Source organism: Pseudomonas nunensis (assembly GCF_024296925.1).
In the GTDB taxonomy this organism is placed as follows: domain Bacteria; phylum Pseudomonadota; class Gammaproteobacteria; order Pseudomonadales; family Pseudomonadaceae; genus Aquipseudomonas; species Aquipseudomonas nunensis.
The window spans coordinates 133,966-159,394 of sequence record NZ_CP101125.1; the positions used below are offsets into that span (position 1 = coordinate 133,966).

Annotated in this window: 19 protein-coding genes and 2 pseudogenes; 9 read left to right on the forward strand and 12 right to left on the reverse strand. The window is 59.3% G+C overall.

Annotated features, from left to right (window positions below):
• Positions 1-8: 8 nt before the first annotated feature.
• The 3 genes from ftsA (at position 9) to lpxC (ending at position 3,552) form a co-directional block, all read left to right on the forward strand.
• Positions 9-1,268, forward strand: coding sequence for a cell division protein FtsA (gene ftsA / locus NK667_RS00650; protein ID WP_054045544.1), 1,260 nt, complete (start codon positions 9-11; stop codon positions 1,266-1,268).
• Positions 1,269-1,334: 66 nt separating this feature from the next.
• Entirely contained in the window at positions 1,335-2,528 is a 1,194-nt protein-coding gene (gene ftsZ, locus NK667_RS00655) for a cell division protein FtsZ (protein ID WP_033061342.1), read from the forward strand.
• A 112-nt stretch (positions 2,529-2,640) separates the two neighbouring features.
• Entirely contained in the window at positions 2,641-3,552 is a 912-nt protein-coding gene (gene lpxC / locus NK667_RS00660) for a UDP-3-O-acyl-N-acetylglucosamine deacetylase (protein ID WP_054045542.1), read from the forward strand.
• Between the two features lie 173 nt (positions 3,553-3,725).
• On the opposite strand, the pseudogene NK667_RS00665 reads toward lpxC, so the two are convergent.
• The 7 genes and pseudogenes from NK667_RS00665 to NK667_RS00695 all read right to left on the reverse strand — a co-directional run bounded on the left by NK667_RS00665 (position 3,726) and on the right by NK667_RS00695 (position 13,681).
• A pseudogene (locus tag NK667_RS00665) lies at positions 3,726-5,221 on the reverse strand (sensor domain-containing diguanylate cyclase).
• Between the two features lie 147 nt (positions 5,222-5,368).
• Positions 5,369-6,637: an OprD family porin gene (locus tag NK667_RS00670; RefSeq protein WP_283777296.1), complete on the reverse strand. Its 1,269-nt coding sequence runs from the start codon at positions 6,635-6,637 to the stop codon at positions 5,369-5,371.
• Positions 6,638-6,881: 244 nt separating this feature from the next.
• Positions 6,882-7,106 (reverse strand): hypothetical protein, encoded by a 225-nt coding sequence (locus tag NK667_RS00675; RefSeq protein WP_054045535.1) that lies wholly within the window; start codon positions 7,104-7,106, stop codon positions 6,882-6,884.
• A gap of 278 nt (positions 7,107-7,384) precedes the next feature.
• On the reverse strand, positions 7,385-8,749 hold the full coding sequence (locus NK667_RS00680; RefSeq protein ID WP_054045533.1) for a heavy metal sensor histidine kinase: 1,365 nt from the start codon (positions 8,747-8,749) through the stop codon (positions 7,385-7,387).
• Positions 8,739-9,416, reverse strand: coding sequence for a heavy metal response regulator transcription factor (locus tag NK667_RS00685; RefSeq protein ID WP_054045531.1), 678 nt, complete (start codon positions 9,414-9,416; stop codon positions 8,739-8,741). Before NK667_RS00685 ends, NK667_RS00680 begins: the two co-directional genes overlap by 11 nt.
• Positions 9,417-9,425: 9 nt before the next feature.
• Complete coding sequence (locus NK667_RS00690) at positions 9,426-12,524, reverse strand: multidrug efflux RND transporter permease subunit (protein WP_054045529.1); 3,099 nt, start codon at positions 12,522-12,524, stop codon at positions 9,426-9,428.
• The gene (locus tag NK667_RS00695; protein ID WP_054613563.1) at positions 12,521-13,681 is read right to left on the reverse strand and encodes an efflux RND transporter periplasmic adaptor subunit; all 1,161 of its coding nucleotides are present in this window, start codon (positions 13,679-13,681) and stop codon (positions 12,521-12,523) included. The genes NK667_RS00690 and NK667_RS00695 overlap by 4 nt, the downstream gene beginning before the upstream one ends.
• A gap of 369 nt (positions 13,682-14,050) precedes the next feature.
• Here NK667_RS00695 and NK667_RS00700 point away from each other — a divergent pair, with 369 nt between their 5' ends.
• Both NK667_RS00700 and NK667_RS00705 read left to right on the forward strand, forming a co-directional pair.
• Positions 14,051-14,308 carry a hypothetical protein gene (locus NK667_RS00700; protein ID WP_054613564.1) on the forward strand — a complete coding sequence of 86 codons (258 nt, stop codon included), beginning with the start codon at positions 14,051-14,053 and terminating at the stop codon, positions 14,306-14,308.
• A 223-nt stretch (positions 14,309-14,531) separates the two neighbouring features.
• Positions 14,532-14,903, forward strand: a pseudogene (locus NK667_RS00705) (RidA family protein); the annotation flags it as partial.
• A 124-nt stretch (positions 14,904-15,027) separates the two neighbouring features.
• Here the strand turns inward: NK667_RS00705 and NK667_RS00710 are convergent.
• The 5 genes from NK667_RS00710 to norR form a co-directional block, all read right to left on the reverse strand.
• Positions 15,028-15,777: a YkgJ family cysteine cluster protein gene (locus NK667_RS00710; RefSeq protein WP_054613565.1), complete on the reverse strand. Its 750-nt coding sequence runs from the start codon at positions 15,775-15,777 to the stop codon at positions 15,028-15,030.
• An 83-nt stretch (positions 15,778-15,860) separates the two neighbouring features.
• Positions 15,861-16,187, reverse strand: a complete 327-nt coding sequence (locus NK667_RS00715; RefSeq protein ID WP_054613566.1) for a hypothetical protein — start codon at positions 16,185-16,187, stop codon at positions 15,861-15,863.
• Positions 16,188-16,333: 146 nt separating this feature from the next.
• On the reverse strand, positions 16,334-16,792 hold the full coding sequence (locus NK667_RS00720; protein WP_054045783.1) for a GNAT family N-acetyltransferase: 459 nt from the start codon (positions 16,790-16,792) through the stop codon (positions 16,334-16,336).
• A 26-nt stretch (positions 16,793-16,818) separates the two neighbouring features.
• Entirely contained in the window at positions 16,819-17,721 is a 903-nt protein-coding gene (locus tag NK667_RS00725) for a chemotaxis protein CheV (protein WP_054045519.1), read from the reverse strand.
• Positions 17,722-17,986: 265 nt separating this feature from the next.
• Positions 17,987-19,537 carry a nitric oxide reductase transcriptional regulator NorR gene (gene norR / locus NK667_RS00730; RefSeq protein WP_054613567.1) on the reverse strand — a complete coding sequence of 517 codons (1,551 nt, stop codon included), beginning with the start codon at positions 19,535-19,537 and terminating at the stop codon, positions 17,987-17,989.
• 148 nt (positions 19,538-19,685) lie between these two features.
• Here norR and hmpA point away from each other — a divergent pair, with 148 nt between their 5' ends.
• The 4 genes from hmpA (at position 19,686) to cyoB (ending at position 25,428) form a co-directional block, all read left to right on the forward strand.
• On the forward strand, positions 19,686-20,867 hold the full coding sequence (gene hmpA, locus NK667_RS00735) for an NO-inducible flavohemoprotein (protein WP_054613568.1): 1,182 nt from the start codon (positions 19,686-19,688) through the stop codon (positions 20,865-20,867).
• 271 nt (positions 20,868-21,138) lie between these two features.
• Positions 21,139-21,648, forward strand: a complete 510-nt coding sequence (locus NK667_RS00740) for a disulfide bond formation protein B (RefSeq protein WP_054045513.1) — start codon at positions 21,139-21,141, stop codon at positions 21,646-21,648.
• Between the two features lie 801 nt (positions 21,649-22,449).
• Positions 22,450-23,394 carry a ubiquinol oxidase subunit II gene (gene cyoA / locus NK667_RS00745; RefSeq protein WP_054613569.1) on the forward strand — a complete coding sequence of 315 codons (945 nt, stop codon included), beginning with the start codon at positions 22,450-22,452 and terminating at the stop codon, positions 23,392-23,394.
• Between the two features lie 3 nt (positions 23,395-23,397).
• Entirely contained in the window at positions 23,398-25,428 is a 2,031-nt protein-coding gene (cyoB, locus tag NK667_RS00750) for a cytochrome o ubiquinol oxidase subunit I (protein WP_054045509.1), read from the forward strand.
• Position 25,429 lies beyond the last annotated feature (1 nt).

Here is a 25,429-nt window from a genome sequence, read left to right on the forward strand (position 1 = left end):
CAGGACCCATGGCAAACGTGCAAAGCGGCAAAATGATCGTCGGTCTCGATATCGGCACCTCCAAGGTGGTGGCGCTGGTAGGCGAGGTCTCGGACGACGGCACGCTGGAAATCGTCGGGATCGGCACTCATCCGTCCCGCGGCCTGAAGAAAGGCGTGGTGGTGAACATCGAGTCCACCGTGCAATCGATCCAGCGCGCCATCGAAGAAGCGCAGCTGATGGCCGGTTGCCGGATCCACTCGGCGTTCGTCGGCGTGGCGGGCAATCACATCCGCAGCCTGAACTCCCACGGCATCGTGGCGATTCGTGATCGCGAAGTCAGCGCCGCCGACCTTGAGCGCGTCCTCGACGCTGCCCAGGCCGTGGCGATCCCGGCTGACCAGCGCGTGCTGCACACCCTGCCGCAGGATTACGTGATCGATAACCAGGAAGGCGTTCGTGAGCCGCTGGGCATGTCGGGCGTACGTCTGGAAGCCAAGGTCCACGTGGTGACCTGCGCCGTCAACGCCGCACAGAACATTGAAAAATGCGTGCGTCGCTGCGGTCTGGAAATCGACGACATCATTCTCGAGCAGCTTGCTTCCGCGTATTCGGTCCTGACCGACGACGAGAAAGAACTGGGCGTGTGCCTGGTGGACATCGGCGGCGGCACCACCGACATCGCGATCTTCACCGAAGGCGCGATCCGTCATACCGCGGTAATCCCGATTGCGGGCGACCAGGTGACCAACGACATCGCCATGGCGTTGCGCACCCCGACCCAGTACGCCGAAGAAATCAAGATTCGCTACGCCTGCGCCCTGGCCAAACTGGCGGGTGCCGGTGAAACCATCAAGGTGCCAAGCGTAGGCGACCGTCCACCGCGCGAACTCTCCCGCCAGGCCCTGGCCGAAGTGGTCGAGCCGCGCTACGACGAGCTGTTCACGCTGATCCAGGCCGAACTGCGTCGCAGCGGCTACGAAGACCTGATCCCGGCCGGCATCGTGCTGACCGGCGGTACGTCGAAGATGGAAGGCGCGGTCGAACTGGCCGAAGAGATTTTCCACATGCCGGTCCGCCTGGGCGTGCCCCATGGCGTCAAGGGCCTGGATGACGTGGTGCGCAACCCGATTTATTCCACTGGCGTTGGCTTGTTGATGTACGGCCTGCAAAAGCAGTCCGACGGGATTTCGTTCTCGGGCATCAGCAGCCGCGACAGCTACAGCAATGAAGAAGCCAAACCCGCCTTGCTCGATCGCATCAAGAGCTGGGTACAAGGCAACTTCTAAAGAATTACCGCAACACCGCAACAAACGCAGTAGGCGAAAAAACTAGAGAATGTAAGGAGAGGGAAAATGTTCGAACTCGTAGACAACATCCCCGCAAGCCCGGTTATTAAAGTTATCGGTGTTGGCGGTGGCGGCGGAAACGCCGTAAATCACATGGTCAAAAGCAACATTGAAGGCGTTGAGTTCATCTGCGCCAACACTGATGCCCAAGCGCTGAAATCCATCGGCGCGCGGACCATCCTGCAATTGGGTACCGGTGTGACCAAAGGTCTGGGCGCCGGCGCCAACCCTGAAGTAGGTCGTCAGGCCGCTCTCGAAGACCGTGAGCGCATTGCCGAAGTCCTGCAGGGCACAAACATGGTGTTCATCACCACTGGCATGGGCGGCGGTACCGGTACCGGTGCTGCGCCGATCATCGCCGAAGTGGCCAAGGAAATGGGGATCCTCACCGTTGCGGTGGTGACTCGTCCGTTCCCGTTCGAAGGCCGCAAGCGTATGCAGATCGCCGACGAAGGTATCCGTCTGCTGTCTGAAAGCGTTGACTCGTTGATCACCATTCCGAACGAGAAACTGCTGACCATCCTCGGTAAAGACGCAAGCCTTCTGTCGGCTTTCGCCAAGGCTGACGATGTACTGGCCGGTGCCGTTCGCGGTATCTCCGACATCATCAAGCGCCCGGGCATGATCAACGTCGACTTTGCCGACGTACGGACTGTCATGAGCGAAATGGGCATGGCGATGATGGGCACTGGCTGCGCCAGCGGTCCGAACCGTGCACGCGAGGCCACCGAAGCGGCCATTCGCAACCCGTTGCTCGAAGACGTGAACCTGCAAGGCGCACGCGGCATCCTGGTGAACATCACCGCCGGTCCTGACCTGTCCCTGGGTGAGTACTCCGACGTGGGTAGCATCATCGAAGCCTTCGCTTCCGAGCACGCAATGGTCAAGGTCGGTACCGTTATCGATCCGGACATGCGCGACGAACTGCACGTGACCGTGGTTGCCACTGGTCTGGGCGCGAAAATCGAGAAGCCTGTGAAGGTTATCGACAACACCATGCACACGTCCGTGGCTTCGCAGCCGCAGCAACAAGCGCCTTCGCGTCAGGAAGCGCCTGCTGTGAACTACCGTGACCTGGACCGTCCGACCGTCATGCGCAACCAGGCTCAGGCCGGTGCTGCGACTGCCGCGAAGATGAATCCGCAAGACGATCTGGACTACCTGGACATCCCGGCATTCCTGCGTCGTCAGGCTGATTGATGGAATGTATCAGGGCTATGAAGGTGATTGGTGTTCAGCAAAGGTCTGGTCTGCTATTATCGCCAGCCTTTGTTGATACCAGTTCGCAATTTGCGCTGAAGCGGCCCAAGCCATGATTAAACAACGCACACTGAAAAATATTATCCGTGCCACAGGTGTAGGCCTGCACTCCGGGGAGAAGGTTTACCTGACCCTCAAGCCTGCACCTATCGACACCGGCATCGTGTTTGTTCGTGCCGATCTGGACCCTGTGGTGCAGATTCCTGCTCGCGCGGAAAACGTTGGCGAAACCACGATGTCGACCACGCTGGTCAACGGTGACGTCAAAGTGGATACGGTTGAGCACTTGCTCTCGGCCATGGCTGGCCTGGGCATCGATAACGCCTACGTCGAGCTCTCCGCGTCCGAAGTCCCGATCATGGATGGTAGCGCTGGACCTTTCGTATTCCTGATTCAATCGGCTGGCCTGGAAGAGCAGGACGCCGCCAAGAAGTTCATCCGGATCCTGCGGGAAGTGACAGTGGAAGACGGCGACAAGCGCGCCACTTTCGTCCCTTTCGAAGGTTTCAAAGTGAGCTTCGAGATCGATTTCGATCATCCGGTTTTCCGTAACCGCACACAAAGTGCAAGCGTGGATTTTTCCAGTACTTCGTTCGTAAAAGAAGTCAGCCGCGCCCGTACCTTTGGTTTCATGAGTGACATCGAGTACCTGCGCAAGCACAACCTCGCACTCGGCGGCAGCGTTGAAAACGCTATTGTGGTCGACGCGGATGGTGTACTGAACGAAGACGGCCTTCGCTATGAAGACGAATTCGTGAAGCACAAGATCCTCGATGCAATTGGTGACCTCTACCTGCTGGGCAATAGCCTGATTGGTGAGTTCAAGGGCTTCAAGTCCGGACATGCATTGAACAACCAGCTGCTGCGCAAGTTGATTGAGCAGACAGATGCTTGGGAAGTCGTGACTTTCGAAGACGCCAGCACTGCACCGATCTCTTACATGCGTCCTGTTGCGGCCGTGTAAGCAAAAACCTCTCTAGTTTTTAAGGGCTGCCTTCGGGTGGCCTTTTTTTATGCCTCGGTTTCTTTGCCGGCCGTGGTGGCCTCTTCGCGGGCAAGCCTCGCTCCTACAGGTTTGCGTTTGCCCCGTAGGAGCGAGGCTTGCCCGCGAAGAGGTCAGTCGCCGCAGCGCAAATCTCAGCCGTCCGCAACCACCCGATTCCTCCCCCTTCCTTGGCCTGATACAACGCCTTGTCCGCCACAAACAACAATTGCTCCAGGCTGATCTCGCTCGCAGTGGTCCAGGTACTGATCCCGATACTGACAGTCATCGGCAGCGCTGCACCCGCCACCATCGGCAATTGCTCCACGGCCGCACGGATGGTTTCGGCGATCTGCCGCGCACCTGCGCCATCGGTTTCCGCCAGGATCACCGAAAACTCTTCTCCGCCGTAACGGGCCGCCAGGTCCGCCGGTCGTCGGACGTGGGCACTGATGACTTTGGCCAACGAGCGCAGCGCTTCGTCGCCCGCCTGATGGCCATGGCGGTCGTTGAACGCTTTGAAATGGTCAGCATCGATCATCAACACTGACAACGGCATGCCGGAACGCTGGGCGCGAAACCATTCGTGGCGCAGGGCCTGATCCAGCATTCGGCGGTTGGCCAGCCCCGTTAACGCATCGGTAGCGGCCAGTTGCGTCAGCTCGTGCTCGGCGGTGTGTCGCCGACGCAATTCCCGGCGCAGCGACCACGTCAGCCACAGCAGGCTCACGCACAAGGCAAGTGTTGCCGAGCTGACCACCACCGCAGTGCGCTTCCAGGCTGCAAAGACTTCATCGCTGGACAGCGCAACGATGACGATCAACGGCAAATTTCCGACTTTGGAGAAGGTGTACAGGCGCTCGTCACGGTATCGATCGGACAGGCTGGTGAAGCTGCCGTTACCTTCTTTGACGATGCGCTGGAAATTCGGGCGGTTACTGAAATCCTTGCCGATCAGTTCCTCGGCCAGACGTGGTTGCTGGGCCAGGAGAATCCCGTTCTTGCTGATCAGATTGACCGTGCTGTCGCGGCCGATGCTCAAACCGTTGAACAACTGGTCGAAGTAGCTCAAGCGCATGGCGGCTTCAGCGACCCCCAGAAACTCACCCTTGGAGCCGCTTACCCGTCGGCTGAAACTAATACGCCAATCCAGGTCGGGTGACCTGGCTCTGAAGGGGGGACTGATGAACATGCCCGGGTCCGGGTTATTTACGTGAGACTGGAAGTATTCGCGGTCGGCGTAATTGCCTTGCCTGTGCTCCACCGAAGCCGAGTCAGCGATCACGTCGCCCTTGTGGTCGAGCAACAAAATGTTGCCCTTGTACGGCGCGGCAGTAGCGCGGTCAAAATAGGCCAGATGGCGAATGGCTGGAGACACGCTTTTGAGATCTTCTCGCTGGTAGGCAGCGATCAAACCCAGCAGTGACAAATCATAGAGTTCGACATTGCGCAGCACATCGGCGTCGATCAATTGCACGATGTTGCTGGCGGCGCGGGCGGCGGACAATTCAGCGTTGGCGCGCTCACGGATCAGCAGGAAGGTCACGATGCTGAGTATCGCAATCACCAACAGCACACTGCCGAGAACAAGAAGTCGCTCCGATCGTGTCGAGCCGACCGGATCTAGAGATTTCATACTGCTCACACTCATGGTTCTGACTTCTGCAAATAAGGCGTTATGAAAGTTTTTTACAAGAGTTGGGCAGAGTCCCAGAAACCGGTCGCGTCCAGAGCGCTTGTATAAATGCCAGATAAAAAAAAGGCCAGCAAAACATGCTGGCCTATTGCTTAGTAAAGCTTAGAAGACATTCAGCGGGTAGTCGACGATCACGCGGTATTCATCGGTGTCCTGATCCAGCGCGCCGTAGCCATTGCCGCCACGGTTGGTCGCCCATTGCAGGCGCAGCGCCAGGTCCTTGGCCTTGCCGCCCTGGACCACATATTTCAAATCAATATCCCGTTCCCAGTGCTTGGCGTGTTTGCCGTCGGCGCTGTACCACGAGGCGTAGCCCTTGCTGTCCGGATCGACTTTGGTCAGGTCCGTTTCACCCCGGGAGTAGGAAACCGCCGACGTCAGGCCGGGCAGGCCGAGGCCGACGAAATCGTAGGCGTACTTGAGTTTCCACGAGCGCTCGTTCGGGCCGTTGAAGTCCGAGTACTGCTGGGAGTTGTCCAGGTAAATGCTGTCGCCCTGGCTGATGTAGTCGAACGGCGTATTGCCGTTGACCCGCTGATACGCGGCGGTAACGCTGTGATTGCCAACGCCCACGGTGAAATGCAGGCTGTAGGTGTTGTTGTCGATGTTGCCCAGCAGCGCATCGCCGGTGTCTTGCGTGTGATAGAAGTGCAGGCCCGGGTTCAGGCTGACCAGATCATTGAGTTGATAGGTGTAATCCAGGTCGTAGTAGTACTGGTTCCAGATGTCCTTGAGCTCAGACGCATACAGGCTGCTGGTCAGCCCCGGCAAACCGCTCCAGGCCACGCCGGCCCAGTTCAGGTGCTGGCTTTCGTCGCCGTCGGCGAGGTTGCCATAGGACGTGCCGATCCGGGTGTGGCCGCTCTGGTTGTAAGGCTTGGTGAAACTGGCCTGGCCACCTTCTATCAGGAAACCATCGAAGCTGTGGTTGGTCAGGCTGACGCCACGAAAGGTCTGGGGCAACATGCGGCTCTCGCCACCGGCGATCACCGGATTGGTGAGAAACAGGTCACCGGCCTTCAGTTCAGTGTCAAACGCACGCATTTTCAACGTGCCGCCGCCAGTGGAGAACGAGCCCGGCACTTTGCCGTTGCCGTCGCTGATCGGCAGGATGCTCGAATTGTCGGTGCCGCCACCGCCGTCGAGTTTCAGCCCAAGCATGGCGTGGGCGTCAAGGCCGAAGCCGACGGTGCCCTGGGTGAAACCGGATTCGAATTTACCGAGAAAACCCTGGCCCCATTCGATGTTGTCATCGGTGTGCTGGTGCCGGTTGCGGTTCATGTAGTAGTTGCGGGCGTTGAGGTTGAGGCTCGACCCTTCGACAAAACCTTCGCGGCTGGTGTCGTCGGCGGCCTTTGCAGTGGCGGCCATCGTTGCAGCGATTGCAATGAATAACGGGCTGAGTTTCAGAGAAAAAGACACGTGCGGTACAGCTCCTTTTGGGTCATTAACGTCAGTTCATGGATCGACGTTTTTTACTTCTTGTTAAGGGAGACGAAGTCGGACGTGTTTTCTGCACAATAAAAAAAGCCACTGATAGCAGCGGCTTTGAAGACAACTTTTCAAAGGGAAGAGCCGATGAAAAGTGTCGAGGGAAACGGAGCGATACGGCTAATCAGCTGTCTTTCTCAACCTGCTGACGGGCTGCAGAAGTGGACGCTTGAGGGGTTTGCTCGGCATCGTGCGCTTTGGCAGTCATCTCTTCCTGGGCCTGTTCGAACGCTTTGGCCCGCGCAACATTGTGCGCGACAAAGGCTGGCGACTCTTCAGCCATGGCGACCGGGGACAGGAACAAGGCGGACAAAACAAAAGCGCTGGCAATACCCATAGTGTTGGACATCTTTAAAACCTTCTTGCTTGGCAAGTGCTGTTTGGTGCGCCAAGGTTAAGGTTCGAGGTCGATGGGAAACAGAGCTGATTTCAGAAAGGACTATTGCGTGGGAGGCAATAGTAACCGGTGCGCCGCAAACCCGTAGCAGCTGGCGAAGCCTGCGTCCGGCTGCGCAGCAGTCGTAAACCCTGTACGCGCGGTCTGCCTGAAAGAAGCGGGCGCATGATTTAACGACTGCTTCGCAGCCGGACGCAGGCTTCGCCAGCTGCTACAGGAATGGGGGCGAGTCAGACGGGGAGATGGATGCCGAATGTATTCATCCCATGATCACTGCGCACAAACACATCGCCGCCATGCATCAACGCAATTGCTTTCACAATCGCCAGCCCCAGCCCATGGTTATTCCCGCTGTTGCTGCGTGACGCATCCACCCGATAAAACCGTTCGAACAACCGTGGCAAATGCTCGCTGGCAATCGGCGACCCCGGATTGGCCACACCAATACTTACCTGATGCTCCTCGACCTCAATCAACACCTCGATCACCTGCCCAGGCTCGGTGTGTTGCACCGCATTACTCAGCAGATTGATCAACGCCCGACGCAGATGCGCGATCTCGATCCGTACCTGCGCATCACCGCTGACCTGCACCCGCACCTGCGCGTCTTCCAGAATGAAATCCAGATACTCCAACGTCGTCGCCACCTCATCGGCCAGCGACGTGGAGGTCAGTTTGGTTGCCTTGCTGCCCTGGTCGGCGCTGGCCAGGAACAGCATGTCATTGATGATCGAGCGCAGCCGTTCCAGCTCTTCTAGGTTCGATTGCAGCACTTCGAAATAATGTTCCGCCGAACGTCCACGGGTCAGCGCCACTTGGGTCTGGCCAATCAGATTAGTCAGCGGCGAGCGCAGTTCATGGGCGACGTCGGCGTTGAACGATTCCAGCCGCGAATAAGCCTGCTCGACCCGTTCCAATGTCGAGTTAAACGAACTGACAAACTGATCCAGCTCCGGCGGCAATGGCGACAGGCGCAACCGCCCCGAACGCAGCGGCGGCGCCAGGCGCTGGGCTTCCTGGGACAACTTGATCAACGGTTTGAGGCCGATCCGCGCCACCCAATAACCGAGGGCCGAGGCCAGCAGCACGCCGATGATCGCCAAGCTGATCAGGGCGATCAGCAAATGATGCTGGGTCTGCAAAAACGTCTCGGTGTCGATGCCGATCATAAAGCGCAACGGCGGGCGCTGATCCTTGGCCGGGAACTGACTGACCAAGACTTTCAGTGGGTAGTCATGATCCGGCAACTGCATATCCCGCCGGCCCAGCGGCCCTTCGGCGAAGGCGCGGATCTGCGGGGTGATGTTGCCGTATTCGTACTGCGGATCGCCGCTGATGATCCAGAAGCTGATGCGCTTGTCTTCTTCGCCGAGCAACTTGAGCTTGTTGTTGATCTTCACCCAATGCTCGGGTGTGCCGTAACGGCCGACCGTGGATTCGAGCACGCTGTAGCGCGCATCCAGTTCAGCTTCGGGCAACAAGCCCAGGCCTTTGTCGACCTGCTGGTACAAGGCCCAGCCGATCAACAGAAACACCAGCAGTGCCACCAGCGTGAACATTCCGCTCAAGCGCAGGGCGATGGAATTACTGGACACCACGGCTCTCCAGCACATAACCCATGCCGCGAATTGTGTGCAGCAGTTTCTCGTCGAAAGGCCCGTCGAGCTTGGCCCGCAGGCGCTTGATCGCGACTTCGACGACGTTCGCGTCGCTGTCGAAATTGATGTCCCAGACCATCTCGGCAATCGCGGTTTTGGAGAGGATTTCACCCTGGCGCCGGGCCAATACGCTGAGCAGCGAGAACTCCTTGGCGGTCAGGTCCAGGCGCGTGCCGGCGCGTGTAGCCTTGCGGCTGATCAAATCGATCCACAGGTCGGCGATGCTGACTTGCACCGGTTCATGGCCGCCACTGCGCCGGGTCAGCGCTTGCAGGCGTGCCACCAGTTCCAGGAAGGAAAACGGTTTGCCGAGGTAATCGTCGGCGCCATCGCGCAGGCCTTTGATCCGGTCTTCGACACGCTCGCGGGCGGTGAGCATGATCACCGGGGTTTGCTTGCGTGCGCGCAACGCTCGCAGCACGCCGAAGCCATCGAGGCCCGGCAACATGACGTCGAGGATGATCACCGCGTAGTCGCTTTCCAGCGCCAGGTGCAGGCCTTCGACGCCATCCCGCGCCAGGTCCACGGTGTAACCCTGTTCCGTCAGGCCGCGGTGCAGATAATCCGCGGTTTTTTCTTCATCTTCGATAATCAGAACGCGCATGACCCCGCCTCAGTCTGTGGTCGCCAGTGCCGGCAGTGGCTCTGGCGCTGGTTTGGGCCGATGGAAAAGCCGCTCAAGCCACAAGTATATGACCGGAGTGGTAAACAGCGTCAGCGCCTGACTCACCAGCAGCCCGCCGACTACCGCAATCCCCAATGGCTGGCGCAGTTCGGCGCCGGTGCCGTAGCCGAGCATCAGCGGCAAGGCGCCGAGCAGGGCGGCGAGGGTGGTCATGATGATTGGCCGGAACCGCGTGATACACGCCTGGAAAATCGCCTCTTCCGGCGGCAAGCCACCCTTGCGCTGGGCCTCGAGGGCGAAGTCGATCATCAGGATGCCGTTTTTCTTCACGATGCCGATCAGCAGCACCAGGCCGATCAACGCCATGATCGAAAAGTCCTGGCCCCAGATCCACAGCATGATCACCGCGCCAAGCCCGGCTGACGGCAACGTCGAGATAATGGTCAGCGGATGCACGAAGCTCTCATAGAGCACGCCGAGAATGATGTAGACCGCCACCAGCGCCGCCAGAATCAGCCACGGCTGGCTGGCCAGCGAACTCTGGAACGCCTGGGCCGCGCCCTGGAAGTTGCCGCTGATCGCCGCCGGCATGCCGATTTCGGCCTTGGCCTGATTGAGCAGAATTACCGCATCACCCAACGCGACGCCGGGCGCCAGGTTGAAGGACAGGTTGGCCGCCGGGAACATCCCGTCGTGGGCGATGGACAATGGGCCTATGGTCGGCGCATCAAACTTCGCCAGCGCCGACAACGGCACCATCTCCCCGCTCAACGGCGAGCGCAGATAGAAATAATTCAGGCTTTCAGCCTTGCCGCGCTGCTTGGTGTCCAGTTCCAGGATCACGTTGTACTGGTTGATCTGGGTCTGGAATTCGTTGATCTGCCGTTGGCCGAAGGCGTCATACAGCGCTTCGTCGACATCACTGGCGGTCAGGCCGAAACGCGCCGCCGCGCTGCGGTCAATGCTGATGTGGGTGATGCTGCCGCCCAGTTGCAAGTCGTTGGAAATATCGCGGAACGCCGGGTTGGTGCGCAGTTTTTCCGTCAGGCGCTGGGTCCAGGTGCTGAGCGTCGGGCCGTCGTTGCTCTTGAGCACGTATTGATACTGCGCACGGCTCGGGCCGGAACTGAGGTTGATGTCCTGGCCGGCGCGCAGGTACAGCACGATGCCGGGGACTTTCATCAGTTGCGGGCGAATCCGGTCGATGAACTGGCTGGCCGAAACATCCCGGTCGCCGCGTTTTTTCAGGGCGATCCAGAACCGGCCGTTGGCGATGGTCTGGTTGCTGCCGGAAACCCCGACCGAGTGGGAAAACGCCTGCACCGCCGGATCTGCCGCGACGATTTCTGCCATCGCCAGGTGTTTTTTCACCATGTCGCCGTAAGAAATATCCGCAGCCGCTTCGGTGGTGCCGAGGACGAAACCGGTGTCCTGGACCGGGAAGAAGCCTTTGGGGATAAAGATGTAACCGGCGATGGCCAGGCACAACGACAGGCAGAACACGCCGATCATGGTTTTTTGATGGGCGAGGGCGCGGCGCAGGTATTTTTCATAACCGGCCAGCAAGCGATCACCAAAGGTCTTTTTGCTGTGGGCGTGATGCACTGGCGCGCGCATAAACAGCGCGGCCAGAGTCGGTGCGAGGGTCAGGGACACCACCACCGAAATCATGATGGTCGAGGTGGCGGTCAGGGCGAACTCTTTAAACAACCGCCCAACCACGCCGCCCATGAACAGCAATGGAATAAACGCGGCGACCAGCGAGAAACTGATCGAGACCACGGTGAAACCGATCTCGCCGGCGCCTTTGATCGCCGCCTCGCGCATGCCGTCGCCGGCTTCCAAATGGCGGTGAATGTTCTCCACCACCACGATCGCATCGTCCACCACAAACCCCACGGCCACCACGATCGCCACCAGGGTCAGGTTATTCAGGCTGAAGCCCATGATGTACATCAGGGCGAAACTGGCGGTCAGCGACACACCGAGCACCGCCGAAACAATCATGGTCGCCGACCACTGACGCAGGAACAGCGCCATCACCGCCACCACCAGCATGATCGCGATCAGCAGGGTGATTTCCACTTCGTGCAAGGAGGCGCGAATGGTCTGGGTGCGGTCGATCAACACCTTGACCTGCACCGAGGCCGGCAGCATCGCTTCAAGACCCGGTAGGGCGGCTTGAATACGATCCACCGTCTCGACGATGTTAGCTCCCGGTTGCCGGGAGATCACCAGGTTCACACCGGGTTGATCACCGGCCCAGGCCTGGACGTAGGCATCTTCCGAACCGTTGACGACTTTGGCGACATCTTTCAGGTGAACCGGTGCGCCGTCCTTGTAGGAAACGATGAGTTGGCTGTATTCGTCAGGATGGAACAATTGGTCGTTGGTGGACAGGGTCGAAATGCTCGACTCGCCGTACAACGCACCCTTGGCCAGGTTGAGGCTGGTTTGCTGGATCGCCAGGCGAATGTCGGCGAGGGTCAGGCCGATGGCGGCGAGTTTGTCGGCCGAGGCCTGGACGCGGATCGCCGGACGTTGCTGACCGGTGATGTTGATTTGGCCTACGCCGTCGATCTGACTGATCTGACGCGAGAGCAGGGTTTCCACCAGGTCGCTGAGTTCGGTGCCGGGCATTTGTGTCGAGCTGACACTGAGGATCAGCACCGGGCTGTCGGCCGGGTTGACCTTCTTCCAGGTCGGCAGGGTCGGCATGTCCTTGGGCAGCTTGCCGGCGGCGGTGTTGATCGCGGCCTGGACTTCCTGGGCGGCGGTGTCGATGCTTTTATCGAGGGTGAATTGCAGGGTCAGCAGGCTTGAGCCCAAGGCACTGCTCGAGGTCATTTGGGTCATGCCGGGAATGGCGCTGAATTGCACTTCCAGCGGCGTGGCCACCGACGAGGCCATGGTGTCCGGGCTGGCGCCGGGCAGTTGCGCGTTCACCTGAATGGTCGGGAATTCCGCTTCCGGCAACGGCGCGATCGGCAGGCGCGGGAAGGCGATCACACCCAGCAGCACCAGGGCAAAGGTCAGCAGGATGGTAGCGACCGGGTGGTCGATGCACCACGCGGAGGGCCCTCTCATTGTTTAGGCTCCGCTTGCACCACTTGCGGCGGCTCCGTCAGCACTTGCACGGTCGAACCGGGTTTGAGTCGCGACTGGCCATCGCTGACCAGCACGTCGCCGGGTTTTACGCCGGTGATGATGTCCTGGCCGCTGCCTTGGTAAACCATCTGCACTTGCACGGTTTCCACTTTGTCGCCTTTCACCCGGTACACAAAATGTTGATCGAGGCCTCGTTGTACGACGGTCGGCGGTACGACAAGCGCATCTTTATCCAGCGCTGTCTGAATCTTTACCGTCACCAGCAGGCCGGGCCAGAGCTTCTGGTTCGGGTTGTTGAATTCGGCTTTGGCGCGGATGGTCCCGGTGTTGGCGTTGATCTGGTTGTCGATCAGGGTCAGGTGACCTTCGCCCAGCAGGTTGCCGGTTTCGCCATCGGTGTCGGCGCCGATGTAGGCCTTCACTTGCGCGCGTTGCGGATCGCCGATCAAGCCTTGCAGGGTCGGCAGCATTTGCTGCGGCAGGGAAAATTCCACGGCGATCGGGTCGATCTGCGTCACGGTGAACAAGCCTTGGGCGTCGGTCATGCGCAGGAAGTTGCCTTCGTCCACGGTACGAATCCCGACGCGGCCGGTGACTGGTGAGCGAATCTGCGTGTAGGAAAGCTGCACCTGGGCGGCGTCGATGGATGCCTGATTGCCTTGGGCGGTGGCCTTGAGCTGGTTGACCAGGGCTTGTTGCTGGTCGTAAGTCTGCTTGGACACGCCATCATCGACGCTCAGCAGTTTGTAGCGCTTGAGGTTGACCAGCGCCACTTGCAGCTGGGCCTGGCTTTCGCCCAATTGCGCACGGGCCTGATCGAGGCTGGCGCGGATCGAGCGGTCATCGATGGTGGCGAGCAGGTCGCCGGTCTTGACCAGTTGACCTTCCTTGACCAGCAATTTGGTAAGAATGCCGTCGATTTGCGGACGCACCACCACACTGTGCAGGGACAACACCGAACCGATCCCGCTGACGAAGCGCGGAACATCTTTTGCGGAGACCGCGACGACGCGCACCGGAATGGCCGTCGGGGCCGCCAGTTTGGCGGTGGCCGGCTTGGTGGCGTACCACACGCCCAGCGCTGCCAGGACAATCAGAGGGGCTGCGATCAACGCGGATTTTTTCTGAATTCGCATGCGAGTGGGGCGCCGGGCTAGAGGGACGGGAATAAGGTCAGATTTTATACCTCCCCTTATAGCCCTGTTACCCGGTCAGCAAGGTGACTGCTAACTGACGGGGCTGTCAGTTTGGCGCTGGTGCCCTTAATAATGCGTCGTCTGTTCTGACGCCATCGCGAGCAAGCTCGCTCCCACAAGGACGGCGCTGTACCTGTGGGAGCGAGCTTGCTCGCGATGGCGTCAGCGCTGTCACCGCCCAAACCACAGACCGACTACTTGTCGCCTGAAGCTCACCGCTTGCAGCTTGCAACGCTCCATCCAGTTATACTCCCGCCTTTCGCGGCCCATCCACCGGGCCCGACTCTTTGTGCACCACCCGGAGCTTTCATGACTTCCCCGACACAACCGCCGGTCGCCGACGCTTTGAGCGACGACCAGGCAGACCTGCCAGACAGCGTCGACTCCAGCGCAGACAGCGAAACCAAAGTCGCAATCCCGGCGTTCAAGTTTCCGTTCAAACCGGGCGAACTGGCTGCCGCCAAGAATGCCAACCAGCCTTGGTACAAGAACGGCGCCAAGAATGGCCACACCAAGACCCCTGGTGCAGCGCCTCCGGGTACTCGTCGTTCGATGGGTAAACGCTGACCGTCAGCCAGTTGAAAAAAAAGCCCTTCTGAAATCGAGACTGTTCCCACAAGGATGAGCGATTCGTCCTCTGGGAAAGTCGGTGGCCACTCGTCGAAGATTCATCTCCGTGAATTCCTCGACGAAGGCCATCGAAATGCCCCTGCTGAAAATCCTCTCTGTCCTGTCGCTGATGGTCCTGACCACCGGTTGTGTATCGTCTGCGGTCGAGCCACAGATCCGTTCGCCCAGCTATTTTCTCAATGACGAAGGCCTGCCATTTTCTGATGCTGTTCAGGTTGGCGAGACCATTTACCTGTCCGGCGCGCTCGGGCTGGGGGCGGATGGCGAGCTGGTGAAAGGCGGTATCGTCCCGCAAATGACGCAAACAATGGAGAACCTGCGCAGCGCATTGCAACGCAGTGGTTCGTCCCTGTCCCACGTGGCCAAATGCACGGTCATCCTGGCTGATATCAAGGATTTCAGCGCAATGAACACGGTATATCGACACTACTTCCCGGCAGATCGATTGCCGGCGCGCACGACGTTTGTCGCCAAGGCGTTGGTGCTGGATGCACGGGTTGAAGTTGAGTGCCAGGCGGTTGCTGCTCGCTGATTCGGAATCTGCGTTGTCTGTGCCGGCTTCTTCGCGAGCAAGCCCGCTCCCACAGAGGAATGCAATTTAATGTGGGAGCGGGCTTGCTCGCGAAGGGGCCATCACAGACAACGCATCGCTTGGATCAAGCCGCCCGCAACGAAATAAACGCATAGTTCAGCGCGGCTTCAGTCGCCACTTCAGCCCCGGCCGCCAGCACTTGTCCGGCGATGTCCTCGCCCGAGACATGAAACAGCCATTCACCGTCCGGTGCTTCCAGTGGCTGCGCCACCACCTGATCGATCACCGAAGCAAAAGCCCCCATCTCCGGCAGATAAGCGGTAAAGCCGTCACCCTTCAACGCGGTAGTGCGAATCCCCAACAGCCCGCAAATCGCATCCTTGGTCTGAACCTCATCGCGATCCGCCTGGCGCGAGCGCTGAATCAAAGTGACCAGTTCCTGATCAACCAACTCGCCACCTACAATCAAATCCGGCCCTTGTTCCCACGACTCGGGCGGGCATTCTTTTACCGCCGGGTTCAGGGGAATGTGCGGATTGATTTCCATCGGGTAGATGCGGCACACCAGCGGTCGGCGTTCGTAGATGCGACAGAGGTTGTCTTCGTCAAGATTCCGGCAGGGGCCGACGTTGTAGGCGGCGAAAGTGATCGCCACGTAGGCTTCGGTGGATCCGCTGCGAACCATCACCGAGCGGCGTTCGGCGTGTTCCCGTTGCAACAGAGGCAAGCCCAGGCCATTGCCCAGGAAGCCTTCCACCAGCACGATCACCTGACCACCATCGTTCGCCCACATGCGGGCTTCCGTCAGGGTCAGGGGTACGTGGTGGTCGTTGCAGCACTTGCCGCAACCTACGCAGGAAAACGTCGTGTTCATTGATTGACCGGTCGCATGTGAGGGCGTGAATGGGCGACAGAAAGCCACCGCACAGACCAGCGTCGAAGCAAGTTATGCGCCACTCACGGCTTTTTGGCGGTGGGGCGGATCGAGTCCCATTCGGTGACGTAGGCGGTTTTGCTCTTCTTGTTGTAGAGGCACAGCTCGGTGCCTTGCTGGCCCTTCATGTGTTTTTGCGGGTATTGGCCTTGCAGCAGCAGGGCGGTGTAGCCGACGCGGTCGTCGAATTGTGCGGCGGTGCCGACGGGTTTGGCGTCCTTCAGGCCGCTGGCCTTGGTGCAGCTGGTGAGGACGGCTTTGTCGTAAGCGGCCCAGGCGTCGGGGCTGGAGGCGTGGGCTTGGGTGGCGAGGGCGGTGAGGCTGAGGAAGAGCAGGGTGGTGGCTTTCATGGAAGTGGGCATCCTTGGTGTGTTGGCCAAGGTCGGAGTATGCCTGATGGTTGTGGGGTGTTTGTGTCGGCCTCTTCGCGGGCAAGCCTCGCTCCTACAGGGGAATGCATTTCAATGTGGGAGCGAGCCTGCTCGCGAAAGCACTGTCAGGCCGGCACTGGCTCTCGGCGTACCACCCGCATTCCGGCGCTTTCGTACAATCGCTGCGCCCGAAGGTTGTGTTCCAGCACTTTCAAATCGACAAACCCTTCGCGGCGCTGCTGAAACGCTTTGAAAGCATTCAGCAGCAAGGCGCGGCCGAGTCCGAGGCCTTGGGCGCGGGGATGCACCACCAGGTTCTTGATGTAGGCGCTGGTCCAACACTGGCACACACCGACGATCCCTTCGGCGTCGAGGGCGATGAAGCACAGGCTCGGATCGTATTCAGGATCGGTTTCAAAGCGTCGCTGCCAGACGTCCAGCGCCGGCACGCGACCGCCGCCCTCGCGATAACCCAGTTCCATCAACCGGTGTACGGCTTCGGCGAGTTCGGGGCGGTATTGGCACAGTTCGATACCGGTTGGCCAAGCGATGGTCGGCACAGCCTCTGCGAGGTTGCGCCGCATCAGAAAGCAGAAGTCCTCGGCCAAACTCAGTGGCCCTGCTCGGCGACGGCCTTGGCGGCTTCGATCAGGCACTTGGTCAGCTCTGGCGAGGAGAACTTGGTCAGTACCCCGTTGGCGCCGGCCAGCCGTGCCTTTTCGCTGTTCATCGCACTGTCCAGCGAGGTGTGCAGCAGCACGTAAAGGTGCGAGAAGTCCGGGGTTTCGCGCAGGGTGCGGGTGAAGGCGTAGCCGTCCATCTCCGACATTTCGATGTCCGAGACGATCAGGTTGATTTGCTGCGCGGTGCCTTGCAGGTCCAGCAGGCAGTCGATGGCTTCCTTGGCACTGCGCGCGGTGTGGCATTGCAGGCCGAGGTTGCGCAGGGTGTGCACCGATTGTTGCAGCGCGGTCTGGCTGTCATCGACCACCAGGATTCGCGCATTGCCGAGGACTTCGGCGTCTTCCATGCTCAGCTCGGTCGGGGCCATTTCGATCTGTGCCGGGGCGATGCCGTGGATGACTTTTTCGATATCCAGCACTTGCACCAGCACACCATCGACCGAGGTCACGCCGGTGATGTACGAACGCACACCGCCGGAGCCGAAGGGCGGCGGACGGATGTCGGTGGTCAGGCAGTGCACGATCTTGCTCACGGCCTGAACGTGCAGGCCCTGTTTGGAGCGGCTGACGTCGGTGACGATCAGGCAGCCACCGTTGGGATCTTCCAGCGGTCGCTCGCCGATGGCGCGGCTCAGGTCGATCACCGACAGCGACGTGCCACGCAGGGTGGCGATGCCTTTGACGTGGGGATGCGACTCCGGCAGCTTGGTCAGCGGCGGGCAAGGGATGATTTCACTGACTTTCAGCAGGTTGATCGCCATCAGCTTGCCGCTGCGCAAGGTAAACAGAAGAAGCGAAAGTGAATCTGCGCGGGCTTTGGTGGAGGACATAAAAACCTTCTTTGGAGAAAGGTGATGGGCGAATAAAAGTCGCCAAAATCTACTGATGCCGGGTTATCGACTTGTTGGGGGCAGGCTTTAGGCTAAATACCCGCATTGGCGACCAGTGCGACCTCTGTAGCAGCTGCCGAAGGCTGCGTTCGGCTGCGCAGCAGTCGTAAAAACCTGAGCATGCGGTGCTTGAGATGTACCGCGTTTGCCCGGTTGGCGAGGACTTCGTCCTCGAACGCAGCCTTCGGCAGCTGCTACAGGGCCGTCACTTCATCCCCAATCGCTTGGCCATGCGCCCCAGATTCGCCCGATCCAAGCCTAGCTCACGGGCCGCGCTCGCCCAATTGTTGTGGTGGCGTTCCAGACAGGCGTTGATCAGTTGCCGCTGATAATCCTCGGTCGCCGCCCGCAAGTCACCCGAGACTAAAGGCATAGGGCTGACAGTCGGTTGCTCGGCAGGGAGTTCGACGCTGTCGTGGGGTAGATCCAGGTCTGCCGCACTCAAACTGAGGATTTTCGGCCGTTCCTTGCAGTTGCCCAGCGCCTTCAATGCGCTGCGGCCGATCAAGTGTTCCAGCTCTCGCACGTTGCCCGGCCACTGATAAGCCAGCAGCGCTGCTTGAGCATCGCTGTTCAGGCGCAAGCTGTTGAGGCCCATGCGCGAGCGGTTCTGTTCCAGGAAGAAACCGCTGAGCAGCAGCACATCCCGCCCGCGATCGCGCAGCGCGGGCACCAGCAGCGGGTACACGCTCAGCCGATGATAGAAGTCAGCGCGATAGCGACCGCTGCGCACCTCTTCAGCGAGGTCGCGGTTGGTGGCCGCGATCAGCCGCACGTCCACTTGATGTTCTTTATCCGAGCCCAAGCGTTGCAACTGACCGCTTTGCAGCACTCGCAGCAACTTGGCCTGCACGGTCAGGGACAGCTCACCGACTTCATCGAGAAACAGCGTGCCGCCGTTGGCCAGTTCGAATTTACCGCGACGGTCGCTGGTTGCCCCGGTGAACGCGCCGCGCACATGGCCGAACAGCTCGCTTTCGACCAGCGTGTCCGGCAGGGCAGCGCAATTGAGGCTGATGATCGGTTTGTCGGCCCGGGGCGAAGCGGCGTGAATCGCTTGCGCCACCAGTTCCTTGCCGACCCCGGTTTCCCCGGTGATCAGCACAGTCAGGTCGCTGCCGCCCACCAGGCTGATTTCTTCCACCAGGCGTTTGTGCGACTTGCTCTGGCCGATCATTTCGCGGTTCTGCTGGCCGCTGGCCTGACGGTAAACCTCGGCGCGCTGGTGTTCGTCTTCGGCGCGATTAGCCAGTCGTTCGATGCGTTCGGCGGCGTTGACGGTCGCTGCGGCGAGGCTGGCGAAGGCTTGCAGGGCGTCGAGTTCGATCGGTTCGAAGCGCTCCGGGTCCAGCGCATCGAGGGTCAACAGTCCCCACGGGCGCTCATCTATAAACAGCGGGCAACCCATGCAGTCGTGGACTTCCAGATGCTCGTCGAGTCCATCAACCAGACCGTCGTAAGGGTCGGGCAACTCGCTGTCAGCGGCGAAACGGGTCGGGCCGGGACTGCTGAGCAAGGCTTCGAAGCGCGGGTGTTCGCTGACCTTGAAGCGTCGGCCCAGGGTGTCAGTGCTCAGGCCGTCCACCGCCAGCGGCACCAGCCATTCGCCATCGAGGCGCAGCAAGGCGGCGGCGTCGCAGGGCAGCAGGGCGCGCATGGCTTCAAGCAGGCGCCGATAGCGCTCGCCTTCGGGCAGTTCGCGGGACAGGTCCGAGACCAGAGGGAGCAGGGCGGTGAGCAGGGATTTTGCAGTCATAGTGACTCCGTGTAGTCGGTGTGACTATAAAGCAGCCTGTGTCGATATGACTACGTTGAATTCAAGTATTTGATTTTTAAGCTTTTAATTGTTGGCATGGAAACTGATAAGCCTAAGGCATTCAAATCGAAGCTCAGGAGTCGCCCTAATGCTTAGCGTTCAAGACCGTGCCATCGTCAAATCCACCGTGCCGTTGCTGGAAAGCGGTGGCGAAGCGCTGATCACCCACTTCTATCGCATGATGCTCTCCGAATACCCGGAAGTCCGCCCGCTGTTCAACCAGGCCCACCAGGCCAGCGGTGACCAACCCCGCGCCTTGGCCAACGGTGTATTGATGTATGCACGGCACATCGATCAGCTCGACCAATTGGGCGATCTGGTGGCCAAGATCATCAACAAACACGTGGCCCTGCAGATTCTGCCGGAGCACTACCCGATTGTCGGCACCTGCCTGTTGCGTGCGATTGCCGAAGTGCTGGGCGAAGAAATCGCTACCCCGCAAGTTATTGCAGCGTGGGGCGCGGCTTACGGTCAATTGGCTGACATCCTGATCGGCGCCGAAACCAGCATCTACGACCAGAAAGAACAGGCACCGGGCGGCTGGCGCGGGGCGCGGGAGTTCATCGTCGCGGCCAAGGTCGAGGAAAGCGCGGAAATCACCTCGTTCTACTTCGAACCTGCCGACAAAGGTCCGATCCTCGCCGCCGAGCCTGGTCAGTACATCGGCATGAAACTGATCCTGGATGGCGAAGAAATCCGTCGCAACTATTCGTTGTCGTCCCTCTCGGACAACGGCCAATACCGCATCAGCGTCAAACGCGAAATCGGTGGCCGTGCCTCCAACCACTTGCACGATCAACTGCATGTCGGCTCGAGCATCCAGCTGTTCCCGCCATCGGGCGAGTTCACCCTGACCGCCAGCGACAAACCGCTAGTGCTGATCAGCGGCGGCGTCGGCATCACCCCAACCCTGGCGATGCTCGAAGCGGCGCTGGCGACCGAGCGGCCAGTGCACTTTATTCACTGCGCGCGTAACGGCAGCGTCCATGCGTTCCGTGACTGGATCGATGGTTTGGCCGAGCGGCATCCGCAGCTCAAGCGCTTCTATTGCTATGCCGAAGATGACGGCGTGAGCCCGGCGGCGGACAAGGTCGGGTTGTTGAGCCAGGAGCAACTGGGCGCGTGGTTGCCGCAACAGCGCGATCTGGATGCTTATTTCCTTGGGCCTAAAGGCTTTATGGCGGCGATCAAGCGGCATTTGAAAGCGCTGGGTGTGCCGGAGAAACAGAGTCGTTATGAGTTCTTTGGGCCGGCTTCGGCGCTTGAATAACGATTAAATACCGAGTCGCCTGCTTCGCGAGCAAGCCCGCTCCCACATGGGATTTCGGTTGAACACAGGATTTGTGTTCATACCGGACCCTGTGGGAGCGGGCTTGCTCGCGAATGGCTTCACCACAGTCCCGATTCTTGCAAATCAAAAATTAATCCCTTCTTAACCGGCCTGTCGTCTATTCCCCGACATCTACCGGCGCGCGCCAGGCTCTCCAAGGCCCGGGCCAGCGTGTAGACTTCCGGCAATCGATATTTAGAAGGGAAACGCGATGAGTGACGAAACGATGCGGTTGGGCCGTGAGCGGCGTTATCTGGTGCTGCTGGGCATCATCTGTCTGGCACTGATCGGTGGTGCGTTGTACATGCAGGTGGTGTTGGAAGAAGCGCCGTGCCCGCTGTGCATCCTGCAGCGTTATGCGTTGTTGCTGATCGCCATCTTCGCGTTCATCGGTGCGGCCATGCGCACCCGTCGCAGCCTCACCGTGTTCGAGGTGCTGGTGGTGATCTGTGCGCTGGGTGGCGTCGCTGTGGCCGGGCATCACGTCTACACGCAGTTCTATCCGGCGGTCAGCTGTGGCGTTGATGTGCTGCAACCAATTGTCGACGGCCTGCCGCTGGCGAAGATCTTCCCGCTGGGCTTTCAGGTCGATGGCTTCTGTGACACGCCGTATCCGCCGATCCTCGGCCTGTCGTTGGCACAGTGGGCGCTGGCGTCGTTTGTACTGGTGGTGATCCTCGTGCCGCTGCTGGTCTCGCGTAACCGCAAGGCGCTGCGCTAACCCGCCGTACGTAACAAAAACGCCCCGGTCCTCCTTATAGAGGGCCGGGGCGTTTTGCATTTCAGAGCTCAGGTAAACAGACCGTGATGTGCGACAGCCAAGGGTGCGCAACGTGTGCGACATGTTGTCACAGCCAGAGTGTCGCAGGGCATTTCAAAGAGCTGAATTGGTGCATAGCTAAGCAACGAAATGACCTCGTTTGAGCCGCTGCCCATTTGTTCATCTTCATGGTGTATCAGGCAGTTTTAACAGGCCTCGGCGAATCGCCAGACCCCTTGCTTATCGGGGCTTTGAAGGGGGTGGCAGAAGGCAGGGTGCCATGAAGGCTGTCTGAACTGCGGGTCTTAGCCCCACAAATTTTGGTGTTTTTGTTGAGAATTAATTTCGATACCATGCCGAACTTTTGCAAAATCCGTTAATGATTGTTGCTGGATCGGATAAAAATTATTTCGGGATGAGACATGGTTTATGGGCGGCGACGTATCTACAATCGCCCGCACTGAATTCCCGGCGCTGCTCTCGTCTGAGCAAAATAGGGTGTCGAGAGGCTTAACGGCTTTATGCGACTCCCAGGTGTCGGTGCCTTTCCGACTATCCGCACCAAATGGAATTGGTCTGTAACAAGGCCTTTGACCACGAATTCGAATAAGAACTCACCGCTAGCCCAGGATTTGTCGAACAGCGTCTGACGCGCGACGGGCAGCCCTTATTCAATCCAAGAAAAATGCCAACCCTTGGCAGGGTGAAGTGTTGGCGATCAAAACCCAACTGCATTGCGCAAGCTGCTTTAGAGGTCGTGAGATGAGTAAAAACAGGTACCCCAGACTACTAGGCTTATTGCCGCTGCTCGGCACGTTGCTGCTGTCAGGCTGCAACATGACCTTGCTCGACCCCAAGGGCCAGGTCGGCCTGGATGAGCGAAACCTGATCATCACCGCAACGCTGCTGATGCTGTTGGTCGTTGTGCCGGTCATCGTCATGACGTTCCTGTTCGCCTGGAAATATCGCGCTACCAACCCGGACGCGGTGTACGCGCCCAAGTGGTCGCACTCCACCAAGATCGAAATCGCGGTGTGGGCTGTTCCGGTCCTGATCATCATTGCCCTGGGTTATGTGACCTACATTTCGACCCACGCACTGGACCCGTACAAGCCGCTGGAATCCGACGTCAAGCCGATCACCGTTGAAGTGGTCTCGATGGACTGGAAGTGGCTGTTCATCTACCCGGAACAAGGCATCGCCACCGTTAACAAACTGGTGTTCCCGGCCAACACGCCAATCAATTTCAAAATCACCTCCGACACCGTGATGAACTCGTTCTTCATCCCGGGCCTGGGTGGCCAGATCTACGCGATGGCGGGCATGGAAACCAAGCTGCACCTGATTGCCAACCAGAACGCTGAATTCGACGGTATCTCCGCCAACTACAGCGGCGCGGGATTCACCGGCATGAAGTTCAAAGCTATCGCCACTTCCCAGGCGGATTTCGATGCCTGGGTCAGTGATGTCAAGAAGGCACCTAAACAGCTGGAAAAAGCTGAATACGAAGCCCTTTCCAAACCAAGCCAGAACAACCCAGTCGAGCTCTATTCCTCGTTCACGCCAAACCTGTTCCAGATCATCGTCGACAAGTACGAAGGCATGAAACCGGGCGCGCCAATGCATCACGAGAAAAAAGAGCACGAAATGGCCGCCATGGAAGGGATGGACATGAGTTCGCATTCAGCTGCCGGGGCAGAGGAGTAAACGATGTTTGGTAAATTAAGTTGGGAAGCGGTCCCGTTCCACGAACCGATCGTGATGATTACCATCGCCATGATCGCGCTCGGTGGTCTGGCGGTATTCGGGCTGATCACCTATTTCAAGAAGTGGACCTACCTGTGGACCGAGTGGCTGACGTCGGTCGACCACAAGAAAATCGGCGTGATGTACATCATCGTCGCCATGGTCATGCTGCTGCGCGGCTTTGCCGACGCCATCATGATGCGTTCCCAGCTGGCCCTGGCCACCGAGGGTTCGCCTGGCTACCTGCCTCCTGAACACTATGACCAGATCTTCACCGCCCACGGTGTGATCATGATCATCTTCATGGCGATGCCATTCTTCACCGGCCTGATGAACCTTGCAGTGCCGCTGCAGATCGGAGCCCGTGACGTTGCCTACCCGTTCCTGAACTCCCTGAGCTTCTGGCTGCTGGTGTCCGGCGTTGTGCTGGTAAACGTGTCCTTGGGTGTCGGCGAATTCGCCCGTACCGGTTGGGTTGCGTATCCACCGCTGTCGGAACTGGGCTACAGCCCGGGCGTTGGTGTGGACTACTACATCTGGGCCCTGCAGCTATCGGGTCTGGGGACAACGCTAACCGGGGTTAACTTCCTGGCGACCGTGCTGAAGATGCGTACTCCAGGCATGAAAATGATGGACATGCCGATCTTCACCTGGACCTGCACCTGGGCCAACGTCCTGATCGTGGCTTCGTTCCCGATCCTGACCGCTACCCTGGCACTGCTGACCCTCGACCGTTACATGGATTTCCACATTTTCACCAATGAACTTGGTGGCAATCCAATGATGTACGTCAACTTGTTCTGGGCCTGGGGTCACCCCGAGGTTTACATCCTGATTCTGCCGGCGTTCGGGGTCTTCTCTGAAGTCATCTCGACCTTCTCCGGCAAGCGTCTGTTCGGCCACCACTCGATGATCTACGCCTCGGGCGCGATCTCGATCCTGGGCTTCATGGTCTGGCTGCACCACTTCTTCACCATGGGTTCGGGTGCCAGCGTCAACGCCTTCTTCGGGCTGGCGACGATGCTGATCTCGATTCCGACGGGGGTGAAGCTATTCAACTGGCTGTTCACCATCTATCGCGGTCGTCTGCAGTTCACCAGCCAGGTTCTCTGGACCCTGGGCTTCATGGTGACCTTCGCCATCGGCGGCATGACCGGCGTACTGCTGGCCATCCCGGGTGCTGACTTCGTACTGCACAACAGCCTGTTCGTGATCGCTCACTTCCACAACGTGATCATCGGCGGCGCAGTATTTGGCTACATCGCCGGTTTCGCTTTCTTCTTCCCTAAAGCGTTCGGCTTCAAGCTGCACGAAGGTTGGGGCAAGGCAGCGTTCTGGTTCTGGATCTCGGGCTTCTTCGTCGCGTTCATGCCGCTCTATGCACTGGGCTTCATGGGCATGACCCGTCGTCTGAACGCCACTACCAACCCTGAGTGGGTGCCTTACCTGCACGTTGCAATGTTCGGCGCGGTCATGATCGCCGTCGGTATTGCCTGCCAGTTGATCCAGCTGTACGTCAGTGTGCGTGACCGCAAGAAGCCAGAGAACATGTGCGAGCACGGCGATCCGTGGAATGCCCATACCCTGGAATGGTCGACCTCGTCGCCACCGCCGTTCTACAACTTCGCGGTACTGCCGAAAGCGCCAGGCATCGACCCGTTCACTGAAGCCAAGGAAAACGGTACTGCGTACCAGACTCCGGCCAAGTACGAGCCGATCCACATGCCAAACAACACCGCGACCGGTCTGGTCATGGGTGCTCTGTTGACCGTGTTCGGTTTCGCGATGATCTGGCACATCTGGTGGATGGCCATCTTCGGCCTCGCCGGTACCGTGATCTACTTCGTTATCCATGCTGCCCGTGATGACCAGGGCTATATGGTGCCGGTCGACGTGATCGAGCGCATCGAAGCCGAGCAGCACAAGCGTCTGGTAGCGGCAGGGAAAATCCCGGCTGGCGCCACCCGTGTTGAAACCTCGTTGGAACAGGCTTAAA